Here is a 20,038-nt window from a genome sequence, read left to right on the forward strand (position 1 = left end):
CGGGGTGGGCGGTGCCGGGTTTGGGGCGCCCCTTCACGTTTTGGGGCGCCGGGTACCAGGATTTCCCGGTCGGACGCGCGGGGACGCGCCCCAAACCCAGGGGCGGTGCCGGGAACCTGGTCTGGCCCGGATCTGGGCTGCCCCGGGTGAGCGAGCCCCGGTTTGGGGCGTGCTGTCTCGTTTTGGGGCGCACGGTGCCGGGATTTCGTGGCGAGGGGCGCCCCAAAACGAAGGGGTGCGCCCCAAAACAGGGTGGGTGCCCGGAAGAGGGCCGGATCAGGCGTTCACCGTCACGCCGACGGTGTGCCAGCCGGTTGCGCCGTCCGGGGCCGGGGGAGCCGTCTGCTCCGTCTGCACCGTGCCGTCGGCGCCGATCGCCCGGCAGCGGACCACGCGCTGACCTGCGGCGGCGCTCCAGGGGAGCCGCCACTGCACCCAGGTGTCGGCGGAGATCGCCGGGGCGAGCTCGGCCCGCTGCCACGGGCCGTCGTCGACCTGCACCTCGACCCCGGAGATCCCTTCGTGCGGCTGCCAGGCCACTCCGGCGATCACGGTGTCGCCCGCAGAGATCGCGCGGTTCGGGCGCGGCACGTCGATGCGAGAGGAGAGCTTGATCGGACCGCGGGGGGACCAGCCCCGGTCCGTCCAGTACGCGGTCGCGCGGTCGAAGCGGGTGACCTCCAGATCCGTGACCCACTTCGTCGCGGAGACGTATCCGTACAGGCCTGGCACGACCATCCGCACCGGGAAGCCGTGCTCGAACGGGAGCGGCTGGCCGTTCATGCCGATCGCGAGCAGTGCGTTGCGGTCGTCGGTCAGCGTCTCGAGCGGCGTACCGGCGGTGAAGCCGTCGACCGAAGTGGAGAGCACCATGTCGGCGTCGGCGGAGGGCTGCGCCTTCGCCAGCAGCTCGCGGATCGGGTAGCCGAGCCACAGCGCGTTGCCGACGAGGTCGCCGCCGACATCGTTCGACACGCAGGACAGGGTCGCCGCCGACTCCACGAGCGGCAGGGCGAGCAGTTCTTCCCAGGTGAGCGTGACCTCGTGCGCGACGAGGCCGTGGATGCGCAGCTTCCACTGCGCCGGATCCACCTGGGGGACGATCAGCGCTGTGTCGATGCGATAGAAATCGGCGTTCGGGGTGAGCAGCGGGGTGATCCCGTCGACCTTCAGTGCCGCGCCCGCGGGGACCGGCGGGGCCGGTTTCGCAGGCTTCGGCAGGTGCAGCGCCGAGCGCACGGCGCCGACGGCGACGGATCCCGCCCGGCCCGCGGTCGCGGCGACGGCAGCGAGTATGCCGATCGCCGCGGTGCCGATGGTCCAGGCGAGGAAGCGGCGACGGGAGGTGCCGTCGCCGACCGCGGTCGCGGCGTGCTGCGCCGAGCCCGAGCCCGCCGCCGACCCCGAAACCGCACCCGCCTCCGCGTTCGGCACAGAAGCAGGCTCCGGCAACCGTCGAACGAGCATCCGCAGCACGATGGCCGCGACGATTCCGGCCAGCAGCGCGGGCAGCCACGACAGAGGCGCGGCGTCGGCGCGCATCGGCGCGATCACGGCGACGACGACGCCCAGCACGACGAACCCGGCGACTCCCACGCCGCGCCAGCGTCGTTCGCCGAGTCCGAGCGCTGCGGCTGCGGCGAGCAGCACGATCGCGATCCCGGTGAGCAGGGCCGCCTTGTCCCCGGTTCCGAACCACGCGATCGCCGTGTCCTTCGCCCAGGAGGGGGCCGCGTCGATGAGAACGCCTCCGACGACCGCGAAGGGGCTCGACGACGGCGCGAGCAGCGTCGCCACGAGCTCACCGGCGCCGATGCCGAGCAGGGCAGCCGCGACGCCGGCCGCGGCGGCCAGTGCCCTGTCGCGCGACGCGGATCCGGTCATGTTCTCAGCGTAGGAACCTGAGCGGCACCGGGCGCGTCGAGATCACGGATTCGTAAGAAGTTCCCGGCATCAGTCCCTGGGGCGGGTGACGCGTCCGGTCGCGGCGAGCAGCGTCAGCGCGGCAGCGAACGCGATCAGCATCGTCGCGCCCATCAGGGTCGCCGAGACTCCGGCGTGCGACAGCAGCGGCGGCAGGAGCGCACCCAGCAGGGCGGCCATGGTGCCCAGCACGGCGGAGGCGGATCCGGCTCCGCGCGTGATGCGGGACAGAGCGAGCGCAGTCAGGGTCGGGTTGTTCACACCGTGCAGGCCGACCAGCACGAACAGGGGCGCGAGCAGCCAGGGCAGTGGGCTGTGCAGCAGTGCGCTCAGCAGGACCGCCGCGGCTGCCGCGGTCCCGATCATGAGCGAGGTCAGCACGATGCGGCGTCCGTCGATGCGGCGCTCGCCGGTGCGGCGGGCGAGGCGGCGGCTGATCCACGCGCCGAGCACGATGCCTCCGGAGTTCAGCGCGAAGATCAGTGCGAAGCCCTGCGCGTCGACGCCGAACTGGTTCTGCAGCACGAACGACGACATCTGCAGGTAGGCGAAGAATCCGGCGGAGGCCAGGCCGAGGGCGAGGGCGAACACCATGAACGGCCCGTTGCCGAGGGCCGCCCCGATGCCGCGCAGGTCGTTGCCGAGCCCGCCCGTGGTCCGCTCGGCGTGGGGGTGCGTCTCCGGCACGTACAGCGCCGCCGTCAGCAGCAGCAGTGCGCCGATCACGCCCAGCGCGACGAACAGGCCGCGCCAGTCCGTGAAGGTCAGCAGCGCGCCGCCCAGGAGCGGCGCGAGCACCGGCGCCGCGCCCGAGATCGCGGTCAGCGTGGCGAACCCGGCGGTCGCCTCGGAGCCCTTGTACACGTCGTGCACCACGGCGCGGGCGATCGCCATCCCCGCCGCACCGCAGAGCCCCTGCAGCAGGCGCACCAGGATCAGCAGCTCGATCGACGGCGAGACCGCGCACACGAACGAGGCGACCGCGAACCCCGCCACGGCCCACAGCAGCGGGCGGCGGCGGCCGTAGCGGTCGCTGATCGGCCCCCACAGCAGCTGGCCGAGGGCGAGCCCGATGAGGCACGCGCTCATCGTGACCTGCGCGAGGGCCTCGGTGGTGTGCAGGTCGCGGCCCAGCTGCGGGAGCGCCGGGATGTACAGATCCATCGAGAGCGGCCCGAACGCCGAGAGCGCGCCGAGCGCGGGAAGCAGCGAACGGCGGGCGCGCGCGTCGCCGGCCGTGACGGCGCCGCTCACGCGCCGTCGCCCGATCCGTCGCGCTTCGTCGCGTCGGCGCGGCGGGTGTCGAGGTCGGCGTCACCGGATCCGGCGCGGTCGAAACCGGTCCCGTCGGATCCGGTCCCGTCGGATCCGGTCCCGTCGAGGCGCTCGGTCCCCGGCGCGGTGCCGGTGCGCGGCTCGACCCGGATCGGCGTGGTCGCGCTCGTGATCGGCGGGACGAAGGCGCGCTGCATCGCCTCGACCACCCGCACAGGGCGGGTCTCGTCGAGGGTGAGCAGGAAGCGGGCGTCCTCCCGGCGATGCAGCCGCCCGGAGTGGAGCATCCAGCCGGCGCCGATCGCGAAGGACACGAGACCCGCGGCGCCGCCCACCATGATCGCGGCGCGCGGTCCGAAGGCGTCCGCCACCCAGCCCGCGATCGGGGCGCCGATCGGGGTCGCGCCCATCACGACCGCCATGTAGAGCGCGAGCACCCGGCCGCGGAGGGCCGGATCCGTCGTCGTCTGCACGTAGCCGTTCGCCGTCGTGAGCATGGTCACCGTGGAGAACCCCACGAAGACGAGCGTGATCGCGTAGGACACGTAGGTCGGCATCTGCGCGGAGACGATCGATGCGACGCCGAACCCTCCGGCGGCGATCATGAGCACCCGCACCCTGGCGCGATCGCGTCGGGCTGCCAGCAGCGCCCCGGTGAGGGACCCGATCGCGAGCACCGAGCTGAGCACGCCGTAGCCGTCGGCCTGCTTGTGGAACTCGAGCGCCATGGTCGAGGCGAAGATCGGGAAGTTCATGCCGAACGCGCCGATGAGGAACACCATCGCGAACACGACCAGGAGATCCGGGCGGCTGCCGACGTACCGCATGCCCACCATGAGCCCGCCCGCGCGACGGTTCTTCGGGCGGGGCATGAGCTCGCGGGTGCGGATCATGAGCAGCGCCACGATCATCGCGAGGAACGTGGCCGCGTTCGCGACGAAGACCCAGCCGGAGCCGAGGGCGACGATCGAGAGGCCGCCGACGGCGGGGCCGATCAGGCGTGCCATGTTGAAGGACGCGGAGTTCAGCGCGACGGCGTTCGACGCATTCTCCATCGCCACCATGTCGGATACGAACGCCTGCCGGGCCGGAGCGTCGAACGCGTTCGCGATGCCGAAGCAGGCGGCGAACACGAGCATCAGGGGCAGCGTCATCACGTGCGTGAGCAGCAGTGCTGCGACGCCGAGGGCGAGGAGCATCAGCGTGGTCTGGGTGACGAGCAGGATCCGGCGCCGGTCGAAGCGGTCGGCGACCCGGCCGGTGAGACCGACCAGCACCAGGGGCGGCCCGAACTGCAGAGCCATCGTCGCGCCCATCGCGCTGGCGTCGTTGTGCGTGAGCTCGGTGAGCACGACCCAGTCCTGCGCGGTCGACTGCATCCAGCCGCCGATGTTCGAGATGATCGCGCCGAAGAACCAGACCCGGTAGTTGAACACTCCGAAGGAGCGGAACATCTGGCTCACAGCTCGGCCAGCTTCCGCATCAGGATGCTCGCCTCATGCAGGATCCGCAGCTCGTCCTCGGTCAGGTCCAGCTCGGCGATCTCGGTCATCAGCAGCTGCGTGCGCCGCTCGAACGTCTCCACCACGATGGATTCACCCGCCGGGGTGATGTCCACATGGACGCGGCGGCGATCCTGGTCGTCGGGGATCCGGATCGCGTAGCCCTGCTCCTCGAGACCCGTCACGAGCGCGCTCATGGTCGGGGCGGTCACGCGTTCGCGGTCGGCGAGCGCGGTGAGGGAGTGGCGGCCGTGCGCGCGGAGCGCGGCGAGCACGCCGAGCTGGGCGTCGCTCATCGCGGTGTTGCGGCTGTCCACGGCGCGGACGGAGCGCAGACGGCGGGCGAGCCGGAACGTGGCGAGGCGCAGTTCGGTGGCGGTCTCGTGCAGGTTCTCAGAAGTCATTGCTTAGATAGCCTAACTAAGTATTCGACCTCGTGGGCGCGATCCGCGTCGCTCGTCGGCGGATCGGGCCCTGGCGTGCGGCGATCCGGAACAGCGACGCCGGTTATGCAAGCGGCTGAACAAATAACCAGCGCGTCCGTTCCGCTCGAGACGCCGACCGGTGAGAATGGACGAATGCCGCTCGCGCTCGAAGTCGCCGTCCAGGATGCCGCCGGGGTGCGCATCGCCCGCGAGATCGGCGCACGCCGCGTCGAGCTGACGCAGGCCCTCGCGCTCGGCGGGCTTACGCCCTCGCCGGCGACGCTCGAGCTCGCGGTCGAGGCCGCGGGGACGGGCGCGGGCCCGGAGGTGCACGTCCTGGTGCGTCCGAGGGCGGGCAGTTTCCACTACGACGCGGCCGAGATCGCGACCGCGGTGCGCGACGTGCGGTGGATGCTCGCGCACGGCGCCACGGGCGTCGTGATCGGCGCGCAGACCGCCGGCGGCGAGCTCGATGCGGACTCCCTCGCGCGACTGCGGGATGCGGCCCGCGAGGCGCGCGCCGACGCCCAGGTGACGCTGCACCGCGCGATCGATGCGACGCCGGATCCGCGGGCGGGGCTCGACGTCGCCCTCGCGCTGGGGCTCACCCGCGTGCTGACCTCGGGCGGAGCATCGGCCGCGCGCGACGGGCTCGGCGTGCTGCGCGCCCTCGTCTCCGCCGCCGAGGGGCGGATCGAGGTGATGGCGGGCAGCGGGGTCACTGCGGCGAACGCGGCCGAGATCGCCGCGACCGGTGTGGACGCGCTGCACTTCTCCGCCAAGCGCACGGTCGCCGCAGCCGGATCCGTGCGGATGGGATCCGCCGCGGACGACGGCGGCGGCCACGAGGTCACCGACCTCGCCGAGGCCCTCGCCGTGCGCGCCGCGGTCGGGCTCTGATCGCGTCATCTGCGGACCCGATCCGCGCGCGCCGGTCCGGATCCGTAGACTCGGGGCATGGCTGAGCCCCGCACCGCCGAGTTCACCGACGCACACGGCATCGCGATCGTCTACGACGTCCACCCCGCCGCCGACGGCGTCGCCCCCCGCGGCGTGGTCCAGCTGCTGCACGGCGTCGGCGAGCATGCCGGCCGCTACGGCGCGCTGATCGCCGCGCTCACCGCCGCCGGCTTCGCGGTCTACGCCGACGACCATCGCGGCCACGGACGCACGGGCATGAAGCAGCACGGCGACGCGGCGAAGCTGGGCCGGCTCGGCCCCGGCGGCATGCGCGCCGTCGTCGCGGACGAGTGGCAGCTGACCGAGCTCATCCGCGGCGAGAACCCCGGGCTCCCGCTCGTGCTGCTCGGCCACTCCTGGGGATCCTTCCTCGCGCAGATGGTCCTGAACGCGCACCCGGACGGCTACGACGCCGTGATCCTGACCGGATCGGCCCACCGCACTCCGACCGACCTCAACTCGATGCCGCTGAACGCGCGGTGGAAGGGTCCGGACGCGCACGGCCTGGAGTGGCTCACGCGCGACCCCGCGGTGTGGGACGCGTTCCGTGCCGATCCGCTGACGACCGAGGTGCCGCTGCTCAAGCTGTTCGGGCCGATCGAGGCCGCGCGACTCTACGGGCGCCCGGGCAAGGACTTCCCGAACGACGTGCCGGTGCTGCTCATGGTCGGCCGGGACGACCCGGTCGGCGGACCGCGCAGCGTGCACCGCCTCGCCGACGACTACCGCAACCGTTCCGGCCTCAGCGACGTGACCACGCTCGTCTACCCCGACGCGCGCCACGAGATCTTCAACGAGCTGCAGCAGGACGAGGTGCGGGCGGATCTGCTCGCCTGGCTCGACAAGCACATCCCGCGCCGCGACTGAGCCGCGGATCCGCGCCCGCACGCCGCCGCGTAGGCTGGAGCGGTGCACGGTGAGTACAAGGTTCCTGGCGGCAAGCTGGTCGTCGTCGACTTCGAGGTGACGGACGGCGTGATCGCCGACTTCCGTCTGGCGGGCGACTTCTTCCTCGAACCGGACGACGCCCTCGACGACATCAACGCCGCGGTCACGGGGCTGCCCGTCGAGACGGACGCCTCCGCGATCGCCGCGGCCGTGCGCGCCGCGCTCCCCGAAGGCGCTCAGCTGCTCGGGCTCACGCCCGAGGCGGTCGGCACCGCGGTGCGCCGCGCGCTCGTGACGGCCCCGGGCTGGGGCGACTTCGACTGGGAGATCCTGCACGACAAGGCGGTCTCGCCGCGCATGAACCTCGCCCTCGACGAGGTGCTCACCACGCGCGTCGGCGAGGGCCGGCGCCGTCCGACGCTCCGGATCTGGGAGTGGGACGAGTCCGCGGTCGTGATCGGATCCTTCCAGTCCTATCGCAACGAGGTGGATCCGGAAGGGGCCGCGAAGCACGGCTTCGACGTCGTCCGCCGGATCTCCGGCGGCGGCGCGATGATGATGGCCGCGGGCCAGATCATCACCTATTCGCTGTACGTGCCGGCGTCGCTCGTGCAGGGCATGACGTTCGCCGACTCCTATGCGTTCCTCGACGACTGGGTGCTGCAGGCGCTGCGCTCGCTCGGCATCGACGCGATCTATCAGCCGCTCAACGACATCGCCGGCCCGAGCGGCAAGATCGGCGGCGCCGCGCAGAAGCGCCTCGCGAACGGCGGGGTGCTGCACCACGCGACGCTCTCGTACGACATCGACGGCCAGATGATGACCGAAGTGCTGCGCATCGGACGCGAGAAGCTCAGCGACAAGGGCACGGCGTCGGCGGCCAAGCGGGTGGATCCGCTGCGCAGCCAGACCGGCCTCAGCCGTGCCGAGATCATCGAGCGGTTCAAGGACACGTTCCGCAGCATCACCCGCGCCGAGGACGGCGCGATCGCCGCCGACGAGTATGAGGCCGCGGAGGAGCTCGTGCGCACGAAGTTCGCCACCGAGGCCTGGCTGCACCGGGTTCCGTGAGCCCTCAGGCGAAGGCGAAGGCGGACCCGGTCGCCGAGCCCGTCGGACCTCCCGCCGCACCCGAGGTCCGTGCCGGATCCGTCGAGATCGTGCACGGCGAGGCGCTCGATGTGGCGAGGACCCTGCCGGACGGATCCTTCACGCTCGTCTACCTGGATCCGCCGTTCAACACCGGGCGCACGCAGGAGCGGCACGCGGTCTCGACCCGCCGGGCCGATCGTCCGGCGTCTGGAACTCAGTCAGATCCGGACCCGCATGCGGATGGATCCGCGGAATTCCGAGGATCCGCTGACGTGCCTGCGCAGAATCGACTGAGTTCCGAACGCGGCATCGCCGAGACACGCGCCCGCGAGGTGAATCACGGCTTCCACGGCCACCGGTACGAACGGGTCCGCGAGCTGCTGCACGCCTACGACGACCGCTTCGACGACTACGGCGACTTCCTCATGCCGCGCCTCGAGGAGGCCTGGCGGCTGCTCGCCGACGACGGCACGCTCTACCTGCACCTCGACTACCGCGAGGCGCACTATGCCAAGGTCATGCTCGACGCGGTGTTCGGCCGCGACTGCTTCCTGAACGAGCTCATCTGGGCCTACGACTACGGCGCCAAGCCGCGCACCCGCTGGCCCACGAAGCACGACACGATCCTGGTCTACGTGAAGACCCCCGGCGGGCACGTTTTCAACGTCGACGACATCGAGCGCGAGCCGTACATGGCGCCGAGCCTGGTCAGTGCCGCCAAGCGAGAGCGCGGCAAGCTCCCCACCGATGTGTGGTGGCACACGATCGTGCCGACCACGGGGCGCGAGAAGACCGGCTACCCCACGCAGAAGCCGGAGGGGATCCTGCGCCGCATCGTGCAGGCGTCGAGCCGACCGGGCGACCGGGTGCTCGACCTCTTCGCCGGATCCGGCACCACGGGCGCCGTCGCCTCCGCGCTCGGCCGGGACGCCCTGCTCGTCGACGTGAGTCCGGAGGCCGTGCGGGTGATGCGCCAGCGGATCCCGCACGCGAGCGTGCGCTGACTCTTCCCCGGGGTCGTTGAGCGAGGTTCGACAGGCTCAGGGACCGGCCGAAGGCGACCGAGACGCCCTTCGTCTCGTCGCTGCGCTCCTCGCTCAGGGACCGGCTCATGGATCGGTCCCTGAGCGCGCGAAGCGAGACGAAGGGCGCTCACTGGCGTCGGGGCCGACGGTGCTGCGCGAACGCCTCCGCCAGGGCGGCCCGGACGGCGCCGATCGCCTCCGAGGCGCGGGCCGATTCGCGCACCGCGGTGAACACCTCGCGCACGGGGGATCCGGGCAGCTCCGACAGCGTGACGTGCGCGGGGGCGTCGCCCCAGATGAGATCGGGCAGCATCCCGACCGCGTGGCCGGACTCGATGAGCCGCACGTGCGCCGTCAGATCCGCCGCCTCGAAGCGCACGTCGGGTTCGAACCCTGCGGCGCGGCACTGCTGCACGGCCCACTGCCGCGCGGCGGATCCGATCGGCTCCATCACCCAGGCGCGCTCCCGCAGTCGGGGGAGCGAGACCGCGTCCTCGCCGGGAGGCAGGACGAGGCGGATCGGGTCCTCGCCGATCAGCTCGTGGACGTTGCCCGCGTGCCGCTCGCGGGTGTGGCCCGGATACTGCTCGGCGATCACGAGGTCGAAGCGGCGCGCGGTCAGCTCGAACAGCCCCTCCTCGGGCGGCGCCTCAGTCATCTCGACGCGCAGGTGCGGGTGCGACCCGGCGACGGCGGTGAGCGCTGCGGGGACGATGGTCTCGGCGGCGGTCGGCATCGCGCTGATCCGCACGGCCTCGGCGGGCGCCTGGCTCAGCTCCTGCCTGGCCTGCTCGTCGAGCTCGAGGGCACGGGCGGCGTGCGCGGCGAGCACCCGTCCCTCGGCCGTCAGCCGGATCCGCCGCCCGTCCGGTTCGAGCAGGGCGACGCCCGCCTCGCGCTCCAGCAGCGCCAGTTGCTGCGACACCGTGGACGGGCTGTACGCGAGGGAGTGCGCGACCTCCGCGATCGTCCCGCGCAGCGCGAACTCGTGCAGCAGCCGCAGTCTCCGCAACTCGAACATGCTCTCTCCTTGCCTCGTGCTGACCGCGAGACTCCAACTCCGCGACGAGACTGCACTCCGTGCGCGCAGTCTCGTCGCCCAGATGGAGTCTCGCGGTCAGAGAACGGGTCCACAAACCATCGGATATACCGAAGATTATCCGTCATGAATGATCGCTTTTCCTGCAGGGAGATCGGATCCATGCTGGGAGCATCCCCGCGCGCGTGCGCGATCCCAGCGCGCGTGTGCGAACCCAGCACACGGCACCGAACCCACGAGGAACCATGACCGCCAACGAAAGCCCTGTCGGCACCGCAGCCGGCATCGACGATCTCTCCGCCCTCGCCGACGACGCCGTCGCCCTCGTCAAGAAGTGGCTCGTGGAGAGCCGCGAGGTCCCCGTCGACGCCGCGGGCGAGCGTCTCGCCGGCGTGCTGCGCGACCCCCACGGCCTCGACTTCACGGTCGGCTTCGTGGACGGCGTCGTGCGCCCGGAGGACCTCAAGGTCGCCGCCGCCAAGCTCAAGGAGCTCGTGCCGCTCACCCCGGGGTTCCTCCCCGCCCCGATGCGCGCCGCGATCGGCCTCGGCGGCGCGACCGCGGGCATGGTCCCCGGCATCGTCGTGCCCGCGGCCCGCACCGTGCTGCGCCAGATGGTGCGCCACCTCATCGTGGACGCCCGCGACGAGAAGCTCGGCAAGTCGATCGCGCACATCCGCGAGACCCAGGGCGTGAAGCTCAACATCAACCTGCTCGGCGAGGCCATCCTCGGCCGCGAGGAGGCCGCGCGTCGCCTGGAGGGCACCCGCCGCCTGCTCGAGCGCGACGACGTCGACTACGTCTCGATCAAGGTCTCGTCGACGGTCGCCCCGCACAGCCCGTGGGCGTTCGACGCCGCCGTCGAGGACGCCGCGGAGGCGCTGCTGCCGCTCTACCGGATCGCTCTCAAGGGCATGCCGGACGGATCCGCGAAGTTCATCAACCTCGACATGGAGGAGTACAAGGACCTCGACCTGACGATCGCGGTCTTCACCTCGATCCTCGACCGGCCCGAGTTCAAGACCCTCGAGGCCGGCATCGTGCTGCAGGCCTACCTGCCCGACGCCCTCGGCGCCATGATCCGCCTGCAGGAGTGGGCCGCGAAGCGCGTGGCCGACGGCGGTGCGCCGATCAAGGTGCGCGTCGTGAAGGGCGCGAACCTGCCCATGGAGACCGTCGACGCCGAGTCGCACGGCTGGCCGCTCGCGACCTGGTCGACCAAGCAGCAGTCCGACGCGTCGTACAAGGCCGTGCTCGAGTACGCGCTGCGCCCCGAGCACGTGACCAACCTGCGGATCGGCGTCGCCGGTCACAACCTCTTCGACATCGCCATGGCGTGGCTGCTCGCCTCCAAGCGCGGCGTGACCGAGGGCATCGAGTTCGAGATGCTGCTCGGCATGGCCTCGGCCCAGGCGCAGGTCGTCAAGCGCACGGTCGGATCCCTGCTGCTCTACACGCCGGTGGTGCACCCGGACGAGTTCGACGTCGCGATCGCGTACCTCATCCGCCGACTCGAGGAGGGCGCGTCGCAGGAGAACTTCATGTCCGCGGTCTTCGACCTCGACGCGGACCCGAAGCTCTTCGAGCGCGAGAAGGAGCGCTTCCTCGCCTCCGTGCGCAGCATGCCCACCGAGGTGCCGGGCACCAACCGGGTGCAGGACCGCACCGCTCCCGTGGCCCCCGGTCTCACGGACGGCTTCTTGAACGCCCCCGACACCGACCCGTCGCTCGCGGCGAACCGCACCTGGGGCGACGCGATCCGCGCCCGCATGAAGGGCTCCGAACTCGGCAACGCGACCGTCGCGGCGAACACCCTCGCAACTCCCGAGCAGGTCGACGCCGCGATCTCGACCGCCGTCGCCGCGGGCGAGGCCTGGCGGGCGCTCGGCGCCGAGGGCCGCGCCGCGATCCTGCACAGGGCCGGCGACGTGCTCGAGGCGCGTCGCGCCGAGCTGCTCGAGGTCATGGGATCCGAGGCCGGCAAGGTCATCGAGCAGGGCGACCCCGAGGTCTCCGAGGCGATCGACTTCGCGCACTACTACGCGGAGAGCGCCAAGGACCTCGCCGACGTGGATGGCGCGATCATGCAGCCGGTGGGGCTGACGGTCGTCACCCCGCCGTGGAACTTCCCTGTCGCGATCCCGGCCGGATCCACCCTCTCGGCACTCGCGACCGGATCCCCGGTCATCATCAAGCCCGCCCGTCAGGCCCGTCGCTCCGGCGCGGTCATGGTCGAGGCGCTGTGGGAGGCCGGCGTGCCGCGCGAGGTGCTGCAGTACGTGCAGCTCGACGGCCGCGACCTGGGCACGAAGCTCGTGAGCGACCCGGCCGTGGGCCGTGTCATCCTCACCGGCGGTTACGAGACGGCCGAGCTGTTCCGCGGCTTCCGCCAGGATCTGCCGCTGCTCGCGGAGACGAGCGGCAAGAACGCGATCATCGTCACGCCGTCCGCCGACCTCGACCTCGCCGCGAAGGACGTCGCGTACGCCGCGTTCGGCCACGCCGGCCAGAAGTGCTCCGCGGCGTCGCTCGTCGTGCTCGTCGGATCCGCCGCGAAGTCCGAGCGGTTCCGTCGTCAGCTTGTCGACGCCGTCCGCGCCTACGACGTGGGCGAGCCCAGCAACGGCTCCAACCGCATCGGCCCGCTGATCGGCCCGGCCGAGGGGAAGCTGCTCGGCGCCCTCACCACCCTGCACGCGGGTGAGAGCTGGCTGCTGCAGCCGGAGAAGCTCGACGACGCAGGACAGCTGTGGCGTCCGGGCATCCGCGACGGCGTCAAGCGCGGATCCGAGTTCCACCGCGTCGAGTACTTCGGCCCGGTTCTCGGCATCATGACCGCCGACTCCCTGACCGAGGCGATCGACGTCGTCAACGACATCGACTACGGCCTCACCTCGGGTCTGCACTCGCTCGACGAGGACGAGATCCAGACGTGGCTGGCCGCCATCCAGGCGGGCAACGTCTACGTCAACCGCGGCACCACGGGCGCGATCGTGCAGCGTCAGCCGTTCGGCGGCTGGAAGAAGGCCGCCGTCGGCGCCGGATCCAAGGCGGGCGGCCCGAACTACCTCGTGGGCCTCTCCGAGTGGACCGATGCTCCCGTCTCCTCGACGCGCGAGCTCGACGCGCTCGCGACCGGCGCGGTGGGTGCGCTGGCCGCCGCGGGCGACGCGGACGCCGACATCGCCTGGCTGCGTTCCGCGCTCGCCACCGACATCGACGCGTGGGCCGACGAGTTCGGCGTCGTGCGCGACGCGACCGGCCTCACCACCGAGCAGAACGCGCTGCGCTACCAGGCCGTGCCGGTCACGGTGCGCTCCGAGGGCGCCCGCGTCGCCGAGCTCGTCCGCGTCGTTGCTGCCGGTCGCCGCGCCCGTGCGCGGGTCACGGTCAGCACGGCGACCGCGCTGCCGGCCGCCGTCGCGACCTGGCTCGGAACGCAGGACGTCACGGTCGCGACCGAGGACGCCGCCGCCTGGGCCGCGCACGCGCAGCGCCTCGCGGCGCGCGATGGACGGGTGCGTCTCATCGGCGCCGCCGCGGCCGAGACGGCCGCTGCCGTGAACGGCTCGCCGAGCCTCGCGCTGTACGCGAACCCGGTGGTCGCCGCCGGCCGCGTGGAGATCCTGACGTTCCTGCGCGAGCAGGCGGTCTCGGTCACCGCGCACCGCTTCGGCACTCCGCACCGCTACGAGATCCCGCTGCTCGATCCGATCGCCTGATCGGATCCGGGGCACAGGCCCCGCATCGACCCGAACCCGCCGTCCCGCTCCCTGGGGCGGCGGGTTCGTCCTGTCTTCCCGGGGTCGTTGAGCGAGCACGGCCGAAGGCCGAGTGAGACGAAACGCGGCGCGCTCGCGAGATGCGCCGTTTCGTCTCGGTCGCCTGCGGCGTCCTCGGTCAACGAACGAGGCAGGCCTATGCCAGGGGCAGTGCTCCGTCGTAGGCGGTCGCCGACAGGGCGGGCTCGGCGGGGCCGGCGCCGAAGACGCGGGAGAGGCCCGGATCCGTGCGCCACTGCGGCCAGCCGGGATCGCCGTCCTCGACGAACCGGACGGCGGTGGTGTGCATTTCCGTCGCGAGGTGCTGCGGCGGGGTGGGCCCGGCCAGGCCCTCCACGAACGGATCGTCGAGCACGTCGAACCAGAACGGCACGTCGAGGCAGTGGCAGGACCAGCCCTTCGCCGGGGAGACCCAGGCGAAGCGATAGGCCCAGGTGGGCGCGTCACCCCGCGCCTGCGCGGCGCGCACCACGAGTGCGCGGAAGACCCGGTCCGTCACGAATCGTCCGAGCATAGCCGGGGTGCCGAGGCGGCGCTGCGGCCCGTTCGCGGCGAGGTAGGCGCGACGCGCGCCCCGATCCCGGCAGAGCAGGGTCAGCGCCAGTGCGGCGGGGATGAACCGCAGCACGCCGGGAGCCTGGTCCATGGTCATGGTGAACTCGTCGTCGGTCGCGCCGAGCAGAAGCGGCTTTTCGGCCCCGATCCCCGCCTGCAGCGCCGTGACGGCCGGGCGCGGTACGACCTCGCCGTCGACGACGGGTCCCCAGGGCAGCCCGTCCGCGAGCGGGGCGAGCAGTGCCTTCAACCGCGTCGCGCCGAGCAGTGCGGCCTTCGGCTGCGCGCGCTGCAGGGTGCGCTCCGGCACCGTGCGGAAGCCCGCGGCATCGGGCGCGCAGCCGAGCAGCACTCCGAGAGCTCGCGTGCGGCGCGCTGCCAGTGCCGGGTCGATGTCGGCCAGAGCCGGAGAGAAGGCCATCGCCGCGTGGAACAGGTGCTGCGCGCGCTCGAGGCCCAGCAGCGTCAGCACCGCGCCTGCCCCGGCGGACTGCCCCGCGATCGTCACGCGCGACGGATCCCCGCCGAACGCCGCGATGTTCCGCTGCACCCACTCGAGTCCCGCGATCCAGTCCAGCACCCCGCGGTTCGCGGGGGCGCCGGGCATCAGGCCGAAGCCGTCGAAACCGAGCCGGTACGACACGGTCACGGTCACCACGTCGTCGCGGTTGAACGCGGCGCCGTCGTACCAGGGGCTCGCGGGCGAGCCGTCGACGTAGCCGCCGCCGTGGATCCACACCATCACGGGACGGGATCCCCCGAGTGCCGGGCTGAAGACGTTCACGTTCAGCGTCGCGGCGCCGGGGATGCTGGGCTCGGGGATGAGCGTCTCGCCCTTGTCGCCGCGCTGCGCGGTGGGACCGAACGCGGTCGCATCGCGCACCTCCGTCCACGGCTCGGGCGGCTCCGGAGCGGCGAAGCGCCGTTCGCCCACGGGCGCCGCGGCGAACGGGATCCCGAGGAACGCTGCGGAGGCGTCCGGCGTGCCGGGCTCGCCCCGCCAGAATCCCCGGACGGGGCCGGAGTCGGTCCGGGCGAGAGGGGCGTCGACGGTCACCCGATCAGAGTATCGGCGGTCTCCTGTGTCGAACTCAGTCGAAACCGGTGCGTTCGGCGGGATTCTCGACGCGAGCGGCCGAGATCGACTGAGTTCGGAACGGACTGCGCGGCCGACTCGGCCCGACCTGCCTCTCTCAGGGCTTGAGCAGCACGAAGAACCGGTCGATGTCGGCGGCCATGTCGATGGTCGGATCCAGGATCCAGGCGTTCTGCAGGCCGTCGGCGAGGGCGTGGCCGGCGCGGATGATCCACTCGACGTCGAGATCGGCGCGGATGCGGCCTTCCCGCTGGTCCGCGAGGAGCGCCTCGCGGGCGACCGCGTGCACGGCCGAGGTGCGGTCGAGGAAGAATCCGCGGGCCGGGTGCTCGGGGTCTGCGGCCTCGGCGGCGAGGCGCGTGTAGAGCTCGACGAGTCCCGGCACGTCGGCGTTGTGCCGCACCACCTCGAGGAAAGACTCCGTGAACTCGAGGTCGTCGAACCGCTCGGTGTCGTGGGCGTCGCGGGCGCGGAGGATCTCGACGAAGAGCTCCTCCTTGGTGCCGAAGTAGTGCAGGAGACCTGCGGGGCTGAGGCCCACGGCGTCGGCGATCTCGCGCACCGAGGCGTTGCGGTAGCCGCGCCGGCCGACGATCTCGAGCGCCGCTTCGAGGATCTCCTCGCGCTTGACGACGCCCTTCGCGTACGCACCCCGTTTGGCCATGGGCCCAGAATATCCGGCCGTCACGAAACATGAACAATCTGTGGCTTTCGAGTCTCAAAAGCCTTGCACCGTTCGTGTTTCAGTGCGACAATCGTCCCGGATACAGAAACCAAACAAGATTTGGTATTCATGTCCGCACCCGACCTGCTCGATGAGGAGCCCTCATGACCATCACCCCTCCCGATCCCGCCGCCGGGATCGCGCCGACCGGACTCATCCGCGCCGAGGCCCCTGTCGCGGGAGATCCCGCAGCGAGCCCGCCCGCCACGAAGCGGCTGCTGCCCGGCCTGCTGGCTGCTTCGCTGACGCTGTTCGCGACCTATGGCGGACTCATCGCGATCCTGCTGCCGTCGCAGATCGCGGTCCTGGATCCCGCGCACAAGGTGCAGAACCTGGCGATCGTCACGACGACGTCGTTCGTCTTCACGCTCTTCGCGCAGCCTCTCGCCGGCGCGTTCAGCGACCGCACCCGGTCGCGGTTCGGCCGCCGTGCGCCGTGGATGGTCATGGGCGCGCTGGTCGGCGGCATCCTGCTGTTCGGCATGGGATCCCTCCAGGACGTCTTCTGGATCACGGTGTTCTGGGTGGCAATCCAGGTGGCCCTGAACTTCCTGCAGGCGCCGCTCACCACGATCACGGCCGACCGCTTCCCGCGCGCCAAGCGCGGCGGTGCGAGCGCCATGATCGGTCTCGGCACCCAGCTCGGCATGACCGTCGGCGTCATGATCGCCGCCGCGCTCGGCGCGCAGATCGGCATCGGCTACTCCGTCTTCGGCATCGCCGTGATCGTGGTCACCGTGCTCTTCGTCGTGCTCAACAAGGACTGGTCCTCGAAGAACGCCGCAGTCGCGCCGTTCCGCTGGGGCGCGTTCTTCCGCGGATTCTGGATCAACCCCCGCAAGCACCCCGACTTCGCCTGGGCGTTCGCGGCCCGCTTCCTGCTGATCCTCGGCTACTTCGCCGTCACCGCCTACCAGCTGTACCTGCTGACCGACTACATCGGGATGTCACTGGCCGAGGCTCAGGGCGCCACCCTCACCCTGACCTTGATCCCCCTGGTCCCTACGATGGCGGCGATCGCCCTCTCCGGCTGGTGGAGCGACAAGGTGGGACGCCGAAAGGTGTTCATCTACGCGGCGACCGTCGTGATGGTCATCGGGCTGTCGTTCCCGCTGATGATGCCGAACATGACCGGCATGATCATCATGAGCGTCGTGAACGGCATCGGCTTCGGCCTGTACATGTCGGTGGATGCGGCCCTCATGACCGAGGTGCTTCCCAGCGAGGGCACCGACGCCGGCAAGGACCTCGGCATCCTCAACGTCGCCACCAACATCCCGCAGGCGCTCAGCGCTCCGATCGCCGCCGTGATCATCGGATCCTTCGGCGGATACCCCATGCTGTTCGTGTTCGCGATGGTGTTCGCCGTGCTCGCGGCGATCGTCACCGCCCCGATCAGGAGCGTCAAGTAGCACCCGCCCCGGCGGGCGTGATCAGCCCCGCCCCGGCGCCACCCTCCACGAAAGGACTCCCAATGGAGAACACCCAGACCACCGCCGACGCGGGCGCCGCCGAGGCCGCTGCCGCGGATCACCCCGAGGTGCAGACCAGTGCGGGCCGCGTGCGCGGACGCTGGCGCGACACCACAGCCCCCGCATCGGGCCCGCGCGGGAACCTCCGTTCCGCGGCGTTCCTCGGCATCCCGTTCGCCGAGGCGCCGGTGGGCGAGCTGCGCTTCGCGGCGCCCGTGCCGAAGGCCCCGTGGCAGGGCGTGTTCGACGCCGCCGCGTTCGGTCCCACCGCGCAGCGGGGCGATCCCGGCGTGACGCTCATCCCCGAGCCGAGCGTGCCGGGGGAGTCGACGCTCAACGTGAACGTCTACACGCCGAGCCCTGAGTCGGCGACCGGTGCCGGACTGCCCGTGCTCGTGTATATCCACGGCGGCGGGTACTTCGCCGGGTCTCCGGCGAGCCCCTGGTACGACGGGCGCAACTTCACCCGCGACGGCGTGGTGACCGTGACGCTCTCGTACCGGCTCGGATTCGACGGCTTCGGATGGATCCAGGACGCACCGTCGAACCGCGGCGTGCGCGACTGGCTGCTGGCCCTGGAATGGGTGCAGCAGAACATCGCGGCTTTCGGCGGGGATCCGGCCAGGGTCACGATCTCCGGGCAGTCGGCCGGCGGTGGAGCGGTCATGACCCTGCTCGGCATGGAGAAGGCGCAGCATCTGTTCCACGGCGTCTACGCGATCTCCGGCGCCCTGGCCGACGTCTCGGCGGCCCGCTCGGAGGAGTTCGGCCGCCGCCTCGCCGCCGAGCTCGGCGTCGCGCCGACGCGTGCGGGTCTGGGCGCGCTGAGCGAGGAGCGCATCCTCGAGGTCCAGAAGAAGCTCACCGCCTTCGACGGCGGCGACATGGGCGACATCGTCGAGAACGGGCTACCGCTCGGTCCGTCCGTCGATGGCGATCTCATCCTGCGGCCCACGCCGGAGTCGTTCCGCGAGGGCGTCGGATCCGACAAGCCGCTCGTGCTCGGCGCCACCGACGACGAGTTCACGATGGCCACGGCCGATGCCGGCAAGGCCATGGCGCTCGTGCCGAAGGGGATGCTGCTCGGCAAGCTCGGCGTGCCGAAGGAGGCGCGCGCTCCCTACCTCGCGGCCAATGCCGATGTGGTGGCGAAGGGCAAGGCGCGCTTGGCGGGCCGCGTGCTGACCGACCGGATGTTCCGCGTCGCGATCCTGCGGATCGTCGCGGATCGGGGCGCTGCCCCCACCTGGGTGTACCGGTTCTCCTGGCCGTCGGGGCACTTCGGCTTCGCCGAGCACTGCCTCGACGTGCCGTTCTTCTTCGACTGCCTGGACGGCCCCGCGATGGAGCCGCTCGCCGGCCCGAACCCGCCGCAGACCCTCGCCGATGAGGTGCACGCCGCCGCCGTCGCGTTCATCGTGGACGGCGATCCCGGCTGGGCGCGGTACGGCGCGGCGAAGATCGCGCGCGTGTACGACACCCCGTCCCGGGAGGAGGCGGATGCGTACGCCTCGGTGCGCCCGCTGCTCTAGCCCCGGTCGTTGAATGCGCCTTCGTCTCGCTGCGCTCGCTCAGGAACCGTTCTTCGAACCGGTCCCTGAGCGCCCTTCGTCTCGCTGCGCTCGCTCAGGGACCGATCCGCTGGCCGGGTTGGCGGTCAGCGCCGATCGGGCGACCGCATGAGGTTGAACAGTGTCTCGATGAGCACGACCATGTCGAGCTCAGGCTCGACGAGCAGCTGCATCTGGGCGCCGTCGGACACGGCCTGCAGGAGCCTCGCGGCGAGCATCGGGTCGATGTCGTCGCGGATTTTGCCCTCGCCCTGCGCGTCGGCGATGGTCCCCGCCCAGCGCTCGCGGAGGCCGGCGCTGCGCTCGGCGAAGAACGCGCGGGACGGGTGCTCGGGGTTCGCGGCGTCGGCCGCGAGGCGGGTGAACAGTTCGACGAGCCCCGGCACGCGCGCGTTGTGCCGCACGATGTCGAGATAGCCGTCGCGCATCTCCTCGAGCGTCGCGGCATCCACGGCGCCGGAGTGACCCGCCATGTCGACCTCGTCGCGCGTGCGCAGGATCTCGACGAACAGCTCGTCCTTGCTGTCGAAGTAGTGCAGCAGGCCCGCCTGGCTGAGTCCGACCTCGTCGGCGAGCTCCTTCACGGAGGCGCCGTGATAGCCCTCGCGGGCGACCACCGCAAGAGCTGCGCGCAGGATCTCCTCGCGCTTCGCGATCCCCTTCGCGTACGAACCTCGTCGTGCCATGACCCGAGACTATCCCGGCGTTG

15 protein-coding genes are annotated in these 20,038 nt (G+C 71.6%); 7 read left to right on the forward strand and 8 right to left on the reverse strand.

The window, feature by feature from the left end:
* Positions 1-276: 276 nt before the first annotated feature.
* The 4 genes from CQ044_RS14235 to CQ044_RS14250 form a co-directional block, all read right to left on the reverse strand.
* Positions 277-1,884 (reverse strand): molybdopterin-dependent oxidoreductase, encoded by a 1,608-nt coding sequence (locus tag CQ044_RS14235; protein ID WP_105689073.1) that lies wholly within the window; start codon positions 1,882-1,884, stop codon positions 277-279.
* A 69-nt stretch (positions 1,885-1,953) separates the two neighbouring features.
* Positions 1,954-3,177, reverse strand: a complete 1,224-nt coding sequence (locus CQ044_RS14240) for a multidrug effflux MFS transporter (RefSeq protein ID WP_105689074.1) — start codon at positions 3,175-3,177, stop codon at positions 1,954-1,956.
* Positions 3,174-4,652 carry an MFS transporter gene (locus tag CQ044_RS14245; protein ID WP_181158334.1) on the reverse strand — a complete coding sequence of 493 codons (1,479 nt, stop codon included), beginning with the start codon at positions 4,650-4,652 and terminating at the stop codon, positions 3,174-3,176. The genes CQ044_RS14240 and CQ044_RS14245 overlap by 4 nt, the downstream gene beginning before the upstream one ends.
* Before the next feature lie 5 nt (positions 4,653-4,657).
* Positions 4,658-5,104, reverse strand: a complete 447-nt coding sequence (locus CQ044_RS14250; RefSeq protein ID WP_105689075.1) for a MarR family winged helix-turn-helix transcriptional regulator — start codon at positions 5,102-5,104, stop codon at positions 4,658-4,660.
* Positions 5,105-5,278: 174 nt separating this feature from the next.
* Between CQ044_RS14250 and CQ044_RS14255 the strand changes: the two genes are divergently transcribed.
* The 4 genes from CQ044_RS14255 to CQ044_RS14270 are packed head-to-tail and all read left to right on the forward strand — an operon-like array spanning position 5,279 to position 9,069.
* Positions 5,279-6,025, forward strand: coding sequence for a copper homeostasis protein CutC (locus CQ044_RS14255; protein ID WP_105689076.1), 747 nt, complete (start codon positions 5,279-5,281; stop codon positions 6,023-6,025).
* A 57-nt stretch (positions 6,026-6,082) separates the two neighbouring features.
* On the forward strand, positions 6,083-6,952 hold the full coding sequence (locus CQ044_RS14260) for an alpha/beta fold hydrolase (protein ID WP_045270353.1): 870 nt from the start codon (positions 6,083-6,085) through the stop codon (positions 6,950-6,952).
* Positions 6,953-6,994: 42 nt separating this feature from the next.
* Entirely contained in the window at positions 6,995-8,044 is a 1,050-nt protein-coding gene (locus tag CQ044_RS14265; RefSeq protein ID WP_105689077.1) for a lipoate--protein ligase family protein, read from the forward strand.
* Positions 8,041-9,069, forward strand: coding sequence for a DNA-methyltransferase (locus CQ044_RS14270; protein ID WP_374954865.1), 1,029 nt, complete (start codon positions 8,041-8,043; stop codon positions 9,067-9,069). The genes CQ044_RS14265 and CQ044_RS14270 overlap by 4 nt, the downstream gene beginning before the upstream one ends.
* A gap of 148 nt (positions 9,070-9,217) precedes the next feature.
* Here CQ044_RS14270 and CQ044_RS14275 read toward each other — a convergent pair whose 3' ends face one another.
* A complete protein-coding gene (locus CQ044_RS14275) occupies positions 9,218-10,111 on the reverse strand; it encodes a LysR family transcriptional regulator (RefSeq protein WP_105689079.1) in 894 nt (297 codons plus the stop codon).
* A 263-nt stretch (positions 10,112-10,374) separates the two neighbouring features.
* Here CQ044_RS14275 and CQ044_RS14280 point away from each other — a divergent pair, with 263 nt between their 5' ends.
* Positions 10,375-13,851 (forward strand): bifunctional proline dehydrogenase/L-glutamate gamma-semialdehyde dehydrogenase, encoded by a 3,477-nt coding sequence (locus tag CQ044_RS14280; protein WP_105689080.1) that lies wholly within the window; start codon positions 10,375-10,377, stop codon positions 13,849-13,851.
* A gap of 196 nt (positions 13,852-14,047) precedes the next feature.
* Here CQ044_RS14280 and CQ044_RS14285 read toward each other — a convergent pair whose 3' ends face one another.
* Entirely contained in the window at positions 14,048-15,523 is a 1,476-nt protein-coding gene (locus CQ044_RS14285) for a carboxylesterase/lipase family protein (protein WP_105689081.1), read from the reverse strand.
* Between the two features lie 136 nt (positions 15,524-15,659).
* The gene (locus CQ044_RS14290) at positions 15,660-16,226 is read right to left on the reverse strand and encodes a TetR/AcrR family transcriptional regulator (protein WP_105689082.1); all 567 of its coding nucleotides are present in this window, start codon (positions 16,224-16,226) and stop codon (positions 15,660-15,662) included.
* A 164-nt stretch (positions 16,227-16,390) separates the two neighbouring features.
* Between CQ044_RS14290 and CQ044_RS14295 the strand changes: the two genes are divergently transcribed.
* Both CQ044_RS14295 and CQ044_RS14300 read left to right on the forward strand, forming a co-directional pair.
* Complete coding sequence (locus CQ044_RS14295; protein ID WP_105689083.1) at positions 16,391-17,698, forward strand: MFS transporter; 1,308 nt, start codon at positions 16,391-16,393, stop codon at positions 17,696-17,698.
* A gap of 62 nt (positions 17,699-17,760) precedes the next feature.
* Positions 17,761-19,290: a carboxylesterase/lipase family protein gene (locus tag CQ044_RS14300; RefSeq protein WP_105689084.1), complete on the forward strand. Its 1,530-nt coding sequence runs from the start codon at positions 17,761-17,763 to the stop codon at positions 19,288-19,290.
* Positions 19,291-19,415: 125 nt separating this feature from the next.
* Here CQ044_RS14300 and CQ044_RS14305 read toward each other — a convergent pair whose 3' ends face one another.
* A complete protein-coding gene (locus CQ044_RS14305; protein WP_105689085.1) occupies positions 19,416-20,015 on the reverse strand; it encodes a TetR/AcrR family transcriptional regulator in 600 nt (199 codons plus the stop codon).
* Between the last annotated feature and the right edge of the window lie 23 nt (positions 20,016-20,038).

The organism is Microbacterium sp. MYb64 (assembly GCF_002979495.1).
Lineage (GTDB): Bacteria > Actinomycetota > Actinomycetes > Actinomycetales > Microbacteriaceae > Microbacterium > Microbacterium azadirachtae_A.

What these genes read in the sequence shown, in the direction of transcription:
- CQ044_RS14255 (WP_105689076.1), top strand. Translation starts at nt 5,279, where the DNA reads ATGCCGCTCGCGCTCGAAGTCGCCGTCCAGGATGCCGCCGGGGTGCGC.
- CQ044_RS14245 (WP_181158334.1), bottom strand. Translation starts at nt 4,652, where the DNA reads ATGTTCCGCTCCTTCGGAGTGTTCAACTACCGGGTCTGGTTCTTCGGC.
- CQ044_RS14295 (WP_105689083.1), top strand. Translation starts at nt 16,391, where the DNA reads ATGACCATCACCCCTCCCGATCCCGCCGCCGGGATCGCGCCGACCGGA.
- CQ044_RS14235 (WP_105689073.1), bottom strand. Translation starts at nt 1,884, where the DNA reads ATGACCGGATCCGCGTCGCGCGACAGGGCACTGGCCGCCGCGGCCGGC.
- CQ044_RS14280 (WP_105689080.1), top strand. Translation starts at nt 10,375, where the DNA reads ATGACCGCCAACGAAAGCCCTGTCGGCACCGCAGCCGGCATCGACGAT.
- CQ044_RS14260 (WP_045270353.1), top strand. Translation starts at nt 6,083, where the DNA reads ATGGCTGAGCCCCGCACCGCCGAGTTCACCGACGCACACGGCATCGCG.
- CQ044_RS14305 (WP_105689085.1), bottom strand. Translation starts at nt 20,015, where the DNA reads ATGGCACGACGAGGTTCGTACGCGAAGGGGATCGCGAAGCGCGAGGAG.
- CQ044_RS14250 (WP_105689075.1), bottom strand. Translation starts at nt 5,104, where the DNA reads ATGACTTCTGAGAACCTGCACGAGACCGCCACCGAACTGCGCCTCGCC.
- CQ044_RS14290 (WP_105689082.1), bottom strand. Translation starts at nt 16,226, where the DNA reads ATGGCCAAACGGGGTGCGTACGCGAAGGGCGTCGTCAAGCGCGAGGAG.
- CQ044_RS14300 (WP_105689084.1), top strand. Translation starts at nt 17,761, where the DNA reads ATGGAGAACACCCAGACCACCGCCGACGCGGGCGCCGCCGAGGCCGCT.
- CQ044_RS14275 (WP_105689079.1), bottom strand. Translation starts at nt 10,111, where the DNA reads ATGTTCGAGTTGCGGAGACTGCGGCTGCTGCACGAGTTCGCGCTGCGC.